At 44.5% G+C, this 5,042-nt stretch carries 2 protein-coding genes; both read left to right on the forward strand.

What is annotated here, in order from left to right; translation table 11 throughout:
- On the forward strand, window positions 1-2,113 hold a 2,113-nt coding region (locus KBW69_RS23090), incomplete at its 5' end, for a CHY zinc finger protein (protein WP_257282475.1).
- Between the two features lie 80 nt (window positions 2,114-2,193).
- Entirely contained in the window at window positions 2,194-4,788 is a 2,595-nt protein-coding gene (locus KBW69_RS23095; protein WP_257282476.1) for a CHY zinc finger protein, read from the forward strand.
- Window positions 4,789-5,042: the final 254 nt, after the last annotated feature.

Genomic DNA, 5,042 nt, shown 5'->3' on the forward strand with positions numbered 1-5,042 from the left:
AGATGACAGCAAAGACGACAATGGAGAGGAGAGTGAAAAAAAGGCTACGACTCAAGACCTTCAGGAACTTGCGAACCAGCTTATAGCCATCATTGAAAGCGACGCTCCCGATGCCGTTTTTAAGCTGAGGCAAATACTGGATGAGCTGGACATGCCTCAGCGTTTGCAGGTTCTGGAAACAATAGGCACGAACACCAAGGGTAATCCTGTCACGCCTCTTGAGGCGGCACTGGACCTGCAGCGTTCATTCTATGAAAACTCAAAGCGCAACCGGTTTATCAGGCAGCTGATAGAAGCTACAACCGATAAAACACGTACTTTGAATGACCCTGATATTCTGTCTTCACTTCGACCGATCATACTACCTGACTGGACACTGCACGAAGTTGGCGACAACAACCTAAGGATTTTGTATAAGATTGTTCAGGATATAATCCACAGAGTCAATCAATCTGACCAGCAGCCACCCATAGGACAATTTGAAAAATGCTGCTTTACTGAGTATTTCGTTCAATTGTTCCTGCTCTATTCAAACCCACTTGAATTTATTCGTGAACTGTTAGAGAAACTGTCAGATTCTGTCATAAGCCGTGATATCATGATTTTTGCGCCATCATTGACATTCTCCATCCCTTTTCGCGATACCTTTATACAACTTAAAAAGCACCCATCACGCCATGAATTAGCACGCTTTTCAAATGAGCTGATAAGGCAGGCACATAATTCCCATTCACTACAAGTGCCTTTAATAGAACCTGTCATCAGTCACAGTGGTAATACCGCCAACGATACAACTGCCAGCAATGGTAATAGGTTCACTGATCCCATCCGGCAATTTAATAGCTACCACAGAGCCTCTGGCTCTACCAGCTGTTCCTCTGACTCTCTGAGATACTTACAGCAGGGAGCAAGGCCAAAACGGACTGTCCTTGCGAATCAGCAAGATATCTCTTCCCAAAAGCGACTGATGGCGAGACCCTCATGCGGTGATCATCAAGCCGGTGGGGCACATAACCGATCCGATTTGGAGGTGTCGGGGATAAATCAGAACTTCTTGAGTAAACATTCGACCGACGGCTCCCTTCTCATTGAGCTTAAAAGACGCGCTCAGGAAAAAGAAGAGAAAAAAACGCAACGGATTGAAGCGTTAACTGAAGAAGTTCAAGGGTTAAGAATAGAAAATCGGGAGTTAACTCTAGAGGCTCAAGGATTAAGAATGGAGAATCACGAATTAGCCAGAACGAATCAAGATCTAATGGCAGAGAGTCGGAAGCATTGGAATTCGATGAGCGATTTGGCAACTCAAAACCAGTGTTTGAGAGAACATATCACAAAGTTGAACGTTGATCTCAAAAAACAACAAGAATTAGCAGACTATTGGATCCATCAAACAGCGGTCAATCTGGCCCGTCAGACGAGGGAGGCCAGTAATCCAGAGACGCATAGCTATGACACAGCGCGTTTTGCTTCTCAACAACAGTTGAGCATCCACAATGAAGAGACAAACCCTTCGAATGAGCCGTTAAGGACATCTGAGCAAGAAGCCCGGGAGCCATTGTGCGATCATTACAAAAGGTTATGCCGTGTGAACTTTGAGTGCTGTGCCAGGTATTTCCCCTGCCATAGATGTCATAACGCCAGTGAGGACTGCGACGTTTCAGATCGCAAGGCACGTGAAGCGAGAAAGTTTCAATGCTCTCTATGTAAATATGAAGGGGACATTACGGAAAATTCCCAGACGTGCCCTCAATGCAAAACGTTAATGGCTGACTATTACTGTGCAAAGTGCAAACACTTCACTAATACTGAAGAAAAACCGTACCACTGCGATCAATGCGGCATTTGCCGAATACACAAGGATAAGACCTTTCACTGTGATGTCTGCAATGTCTGTCTGGATATAAGGTTAAAAGACAATCACAAATGCCGGGAAAACTCAGGCCACGATCCATGCTGCATCTGCCTGGAAGATGGCTTCGGCGGCTGTCAGATACTGCCCTGCTCCCACAAAATTCATAAGGATTGCGCCGCTGCGATGATTCAAAGCGGGATAACAACCTGCCCCATGTGCAGACAGCCTCTATTCCCTCCCTCAGATGAAAACAATAATTAGTACAGATTTTGGTGGCATTTTCTATCAAACGAAGAGGGTGGGATTGGTATTATTAACTCAAGTTGTTTCGTGTGATTTGAATGCATTTTTACCGCTTATTCATAATATTTGTTCTTACCCTGCTGTCTTTGGCGGTTGTGCCATTATGCTATTCCTCAACTCTCATTGACCGGCATCATTCCGATGTGCACAAGGTTCGGGTTGAAACCGTTATACCCGTTGGTTGGCCCGATTTCCTGAATATTGAGCAACTGACCGATGTTCATTTCTGGAAAACCCACTTCCAGCGTGCCGGCACCGCTTGCCCGGTCAGCGAAAACCTTCAGTGGCAGCTTAGCTGTTTAAAACTGTTTCTTGAGCGCACAGCATTGAATACGCATCATGCGGGTGGCTTAAAGGCAGGTAATGGCGATGGAGCACCCTCTGGCAGTCAAACAGATAAAGGAGCAAGCAACAAAAATAACCATCATCAAAAAGAACAAAGATTTGAACCCGATGGTCAGGAGACCAGATCACCGGGAGAAGACTATGAAGACAGAGAAGGTGGGGATAACAGAAAAGACGACAATGGAGTGGAGAGTGAAAAAGATGTTACGACTCAAGGCCTTCAGGCACTTGCGAACCAGCTTATAGCCATCATTGAAAGCGGCGATCCCGATGCCGTTTTTAAGCTGAGGCAAATACTGGATGAGCTGGACATGCCTCAGCGTTTGCAGGTTCTGGAAACAATAGGCACGAACACCAGGGGTAATCCTGTCACGCCTCTTGAGGTGGCACTGGACCTGCAGCGTTCTTTCTATGAAAACTCAGAGCGCAACCGGTTTATCAAGCAGTTGATAGAAGCTACAACCGATAAAACACGGACTTTGAATGACCCTGACATGCTGTCTGCACTAAGACCGATCATTCCACCTGACCGACCACTGCCCAAAGCTGGCGACAACAACCTGAAGATTTTGTATAAGATTGTTAAGGATATAATCAACAGGCTCAATCAATCTGATCATCAGCCACCTATAGGAGAATTTGAAAAATGCTGCTTTACTGAATACTTCGTTCAATTGTTCCTGCTCTATTCAAACCCACTTGAATCCATTCGTAAGCTGTTAGAGAAAATATCAGATTCAGTCATAAGTCGTGATATTATGATTCATGCATCATCGTTTACATTCTCTGTCTCTTTTCGTGATACCTTTATACAATTTGAACAGCACCCATCGTTCCATGAATTAGAACGCCTCTCAAATCAGCTGATGAGGCAGTCGCGTACTTCCCACTCAGTACGAGAGCATTCACTACAATTGCCTTTAGTAGAGCCTGTCATCAGTCACAGTGATAATAGTTCCAACGATACAACTGCCAGCAATAGATATAGATTCACCGATTCCATCCAGCCAGTTAATAGTTACCGCAGTCCTTCTGTCTCTGTCGCCAATGACTTCCCCTCTCATAGATACTTACAGCAGGGAGCAAGGCCAAAACGGACTGTCCTTGCAAATCAGCAAAATGTCTCTTCCCAAAAGCGATTAAAGGCAAGACCCTCTTACGGTGATCATCAAGCCAATAAGGCACATAACCGATCCGATTTGGAAGTGTCGGGGATAAATCAAAACTTCTTAAGTAAATATTCGACCGATGGTTCCCTTCTCATTGAGCTTAAAAGACGCGCTCAGGAAAAAGAAGAGAAAAAAAGACAGCAAATTGAAGCGTTAACTGAAGAAGTTCAAGGGTTAAGAATAGAAAATCGGGAGTTAACTATAGAGACTCAAGGATTAAGAATGGAGAATCGCGAATTAGATGGAATGAATCAAGATCTAATGGCAGAGAGCCTGAAGCATTGGAATTCGGTGGCCCATTTGGAAGCTCAAAACCAGTGTTTGAGGGAACATATCGAAAAGTTGTACGTCGATCTCAAAAAACAAGAAGAATTAGCAGACTATTGGAGCCATCAAACAGCGTCCAATCTGGCCTATCAGACGAGAGAGGCCAATAATCCAGCGATGCATAGCCATGACACAGCGCATTTTGCTTCTCACCAACTGTTGGGTACCCAAAATGAAGAGGCAAACCCTTCTAATGAGCCGTTAAGGATATCTGAGCAAGAAGCCCGGGAGCCATTGTGCAATCATTACCATAGGTTATGCCGTGTGAACTTTGAGTGCTGTGCCAGGTATTTCCCCTGCCATAGATGTCATAACGAAAGTGATGACTGCGACGTTAAAAATCGCAAGGCTTTTGAAGCGAGAAAGCTTCAATGTTCTCTATGTAATTATGAGGGGGATATCACAGAAAACTCCCAGACGTGCCCGGGATGCAACCAGCAAATGTCGGAATATTTCTGTGCAAAATGCAAACACTTCATCTGTGTGGAAAAAAATCCGCACCACTGCGATAAATGCGGCTTTTGCCGAGTAGAAAAGGATAAGTCCTTTCACTGTGATACTTGCAATGTCTGTATGGATAAAAAGTATCAGGACAATCACAAATGCCGTGAAAACTCAGGCCACGATGAATGCTGCATCTGCCTGGAAGATACCTTCAACGGCTGCCTGATGATGCCCTGTTCTCACAAATTCCATAGGGATTGCGCCATTGCAATGATTAAAAACGGGATAAAAACCTGCCCCGTGTGCAGACACCCTCTATACACACCATTAGATGGAAACGATAATTAGCTGTCTGACCGGATTTAATAGTCGCAGCGGGTGACCGCTTCCGATTTTCAGCCTGGCAGCACGGGCCAGGTAATCCATATAGCAATTCAGCAATTCTTGGCTATTCTCTTGTTTTACTACGAATAATAAGAATGACCAATGATGTTCCTTTATTTTTCCAAGGCAGAAAGTCAGTACAGATTGTAGTGGCGTTTTCTATCAAACGAAGAGGATAGGATTGTTATTATTGACTTAAGTTGTTTAGTGAGATTTGA

Origin of the sequence: Endozoicomonas sp. ISHI1 (assembly GCF_024606225.1) — a bacterium.
Taxonomy (GTDB): Bacteria; Pseudomonadota; Gammaproteobacteria; order Pseudomonadales; family Endozoicomonadaceae; genus Endozoicomonas_A.